The sequence below is a fragment of the Nosocomiicoccus sp. HMSC067E10 genome (assembly GCF_001810835.1).
In the GTDB taxonomy this organism is placed as follows: domain Bacteria; phylum Bacillota; class Bacilli; order Staphylococcales; family Salinicoccaceae; genus Nosocomiicoccus; species Nosocomiicoccus ampullae_A.
The window spans coordinates 1-3,360 of the sequence record NZ_KV802779.1 but is presented as its reverse complement, the minus strand read 5'-3'; the positions used below and the strand labels follow the sequence as shown (position 1 = coordinate 3,360).

Here is a 3,360-nt window from a genome sequence, read left to right as displayed (position 1 = left end):
TTACAAGCAGGTGGTCCGGCTGCTCTAGAGGGTAAGCAAGGGAGACCAAGAAAACATATGTCTAAGAATGAAAATAAGCAAAAACAAGTATCAAAGAGTGAGCCACTTAATGAAACAGAACGCGAAGAGCTAGAACGTTTAAGAGAAGAACTTAGAATGAAAGAATTGGAAAATATCATTCTAAAAAAGTTGAACGCCTTACCGACAGATCCAACAGACAAAAAACGAAAGTAGCGCTTGAGGTAAGGCAAGAGACAACTTATACGCTGAAGGAAATCCTAACGGTGTTGAAGCTACCAAAGTCTGTATATTACTACTGGATAAAACATATGGATGATCAGAAACAGAAAGATCAATGGCTAGTAGAAAAAATTAAAGAGATTGTATCAAAACATAAAGGTCGATACGGATATAGAAGAATCAAAGCAATACTCGAAAACAGAGAACAAATTGTGGTGAATCATAAGCGCTTGTTACGTATTATGAAAACCTATAATTTACTGTGTCAAAAATTCAAAAACAAATCGAGAACACGTTACAGCTCATACAAAGGGACAGTTGGGAAAATTGCTCCAAATAGCGTGAACCGTAAATTTAGTCCGAAGACATTCAATCAACTATGGGTCACAGATATCACAGAGTTTGCGTTACCGATCAAAGGCAAGAAATTATACCTATCAACAATTATGGACTGTTATAACTCTGAAATTATCGCATATAAGGTTAGTCGTTCACCGAGCTTAGATATCGCAATTCAACCGTTAAAACAGGCGTTTGAACGACATAGAAATGATTTAAATCAATTAATGGTTCACTCGGATCAAGGGTTTCATTATCAGCATAGTAGTTGGGGAAATACCATAACAGAATATGGTGCAACAATGAGTATGTCACGTAAAGGAAATTGTTTAGATAACTCACCGATGGAGAATTTTTTCGGTTTATTAAAGCAAGAAATGTTTTATGGAGAAGTGTTCAAGACATATGAAGCATTAGAAATCGCAGTACATGAATATATTAGATACTATAATAAAGATAGAATTAAGCTAAAATTAAAAGGCATGTCTCCTGAAGAATTCAGGAAACATACCTTACAATCTGCTTAATTCCAAAAGTCCAACTTTTGGGTAGCACATCATATGGTGATTCCTTTTATATACCTTTTTGGTCGCTTGTTTCATCGATATAGTCTAATATATCTTGACTATGCTCTTGTGGCGTTCTTGATAGATACTCTTTCATCTGCTTCTCGTCTGGACGAATTGTTAGACCGAGATATTTACGTTCGTTATTTGCATCTTTAAAGAATGCAATTACCATTAAAATTATGACGACACTAAACGGTAATGCGGCAATAATCGCAGCAGACTGAATCGCACTGAGTGCTTCTTCTCCCCCTGCAAGTAGTAATACAACTGCAATTGCAGATAAAGAAATACCCCATATGACTTTCATGATTGTAGATGGTTGTAATGATCCATTAGATGTCTGCATACCGAGAACGAATGTGGCTGAGTCTGCACTCGTTATAAAGAATACTGCAACTAGGAAAATCGCAATCACCGATAGTAACGTACCAAGTGGTAGCTTATCGAATATCGCAAATAGTTGCTCTTCTGGTGCAAGTTCTGCTATCCCTGGGAATTGTAATGCGATGTTCATTCCTGTCGTACCAAATACACTAAACCAAACAATCGCAATTAATGTTGGTACGAGCATAACTGCTAGGACGAATTCTCGAATTGTACGCCCTCGAGACACACGTGCAATAAATACACCTACGAATGGCGTCCAGCTTAACCACCAACCCCAGTAGTAAATCGTCCAGTCTTGCAACCATTGAGATTTCTGAGGGTTATTAAAACCTGAGTCTAAAGTTTGATACATAAATTCTTGTAAATAGACCCCCGTTGACGTAGTCATCATTGTGAAAATCGCAAGTGTAGGACCTACAATTAATACGATTAAAAATAAAATTCCTGCAAGCACCATATTAGTATTACTTAACAATTGAATCCCTTTAGATAACCCTGTATATGCACTGAGTAAAAAGAGAATTGTAACAATAATAATAATGATAAGTTGAATGGAGAAACCGTTTGGAATTCCAAATAAGTACGTGAGTCCCCCGTTAATTTGAAGTGTACCGACACCAAGAGAGACCGCAACACCAACGACTGTGGCGAAGACTGCGAGAACATCAATGATTGTTCCGAGCCATCCATCCACCTTATCTCCAAAGATTGGACGTAATGTTTTAGAGATTAGACCATTCTCCTCTTTACGAAATGCTGCATAAGCTAATGCAAGCGCAACTACTCCGTACGCTGCCCAAGCGTGAATCCCCCAGTGCATGATCGTCGCACGCATTGCTTCGAGTGCTTGATCTTTTCCACCTTCACCTGTTGAAGGATTCACCATGTGACTAATTGGTTCAGACGCACCATAGAACACTAAACCAATTCCCATTCCTGCACTAAATAACATCGCTAACCAAGAAATCGTCCTGAATTCTGGCTTTTCATCGGGCTTACCGAGCTTTAATTTTCCGATAGGACTGAGCGATAAAAAGATACAGAAAAAGATAAATCCTGTCATAATAATCATATAGTACCAGCCGAGATTGACTGAAATTGCATTCGCTATTTTTCCAGCAATATTTCCAAACTCCTTTGGGAAAAATACACCTATCAATACAAGCAGAAGGACGACTACTACAGAGACTTTAAATACATTTGTTAACCGTTTGCCTTCATTATCCGTCAAAATTTTCTCTCCTTTTGTAATTTTATAACATACTATTATAAGACATTTAACATCTGGTGAGTCAAGAAGAACTCTTATTTTATTCTTTTTTAAAGCATCACACCTTACATTTCGATATGATAATATTATAAATATCCAAATATATACGGCGACCGTGCATTTGTATGCACGTGAGTCGAAAAGAACACAAAAAAACACGTGCGTCTCTATGGTGAGACACACGTGTTTTATTCTTCTAGCGTTAAACCATTTTGCTCGAAAATATATGGATCTGTAGATAACATTTGGCTTTCATATATTTTTATTCTCTTCCTTGATGCTTATTTTTGTTATGTAGTAATAAAATAATTAACATAAAAATTATTGTAACAGGTATGTAAAACGAAGGTTTTATACCTTCAGGCGATGAATAATGAGCGAAAGTTAAAATGATGAGATAAATAATACTGCTGATTAGATAATAAAAATTAAAAATCGAAATCATCTCCTTAATAATATGTTTTTTAAAAATTCTGATTTATATACTTATATAATAGCATACTATTTTATTATTAAAAAATATTGGAAGATTTTATAATCAACCTAGCCACTTAA

General features: G+C 36.0%; 2 protein-coding genes and 1 pseudogene. 2 read left to right on the top strand and 1 reads right to left on the bottom strand.

Translation table 11 applies throughout. The features are described 5' to 3' along the window. Positions 1 to 234: pseudogene (locus HMPREF2767_RS08795) on the top strand (hypothetical protein); the annotation flags it as partial. Continuing rightward, positions 165 to 1,106 (top strand): IS3 family transposase, encoded by a 942-nt coding sequence (locus HMPREF2767_RS07890; protein ID WP_148129012.1) that lies wholly within the window; start codon positions 165 to 167, stop codon positions 1,104 to 1,106. The pseudogene HMPREF2767_RS08795 and the gene HMPREF2767_RS07890, both read left to right, overlap by 70 nt. A 46-nt stretch (positions 1,107 to 1,152) precedes the next feature. Here the strand turns inward: HMPREF2767_RS07890 and HMPREF2767_RS07885 are convergent, their stop codons facing one another. After that, a complete protein-coding gene (locus tag HMPREF2767_RS07885; RefSeq protein ID WP_371440765.1) occupies positions 1,153 to 2,766 on the bottom strand; it encodes a BCCT family transporter in 1,614 nt (537 codons plus the stop codon). Positions 2,767 to 3,360: the final 594 nt, after the last annotated feature.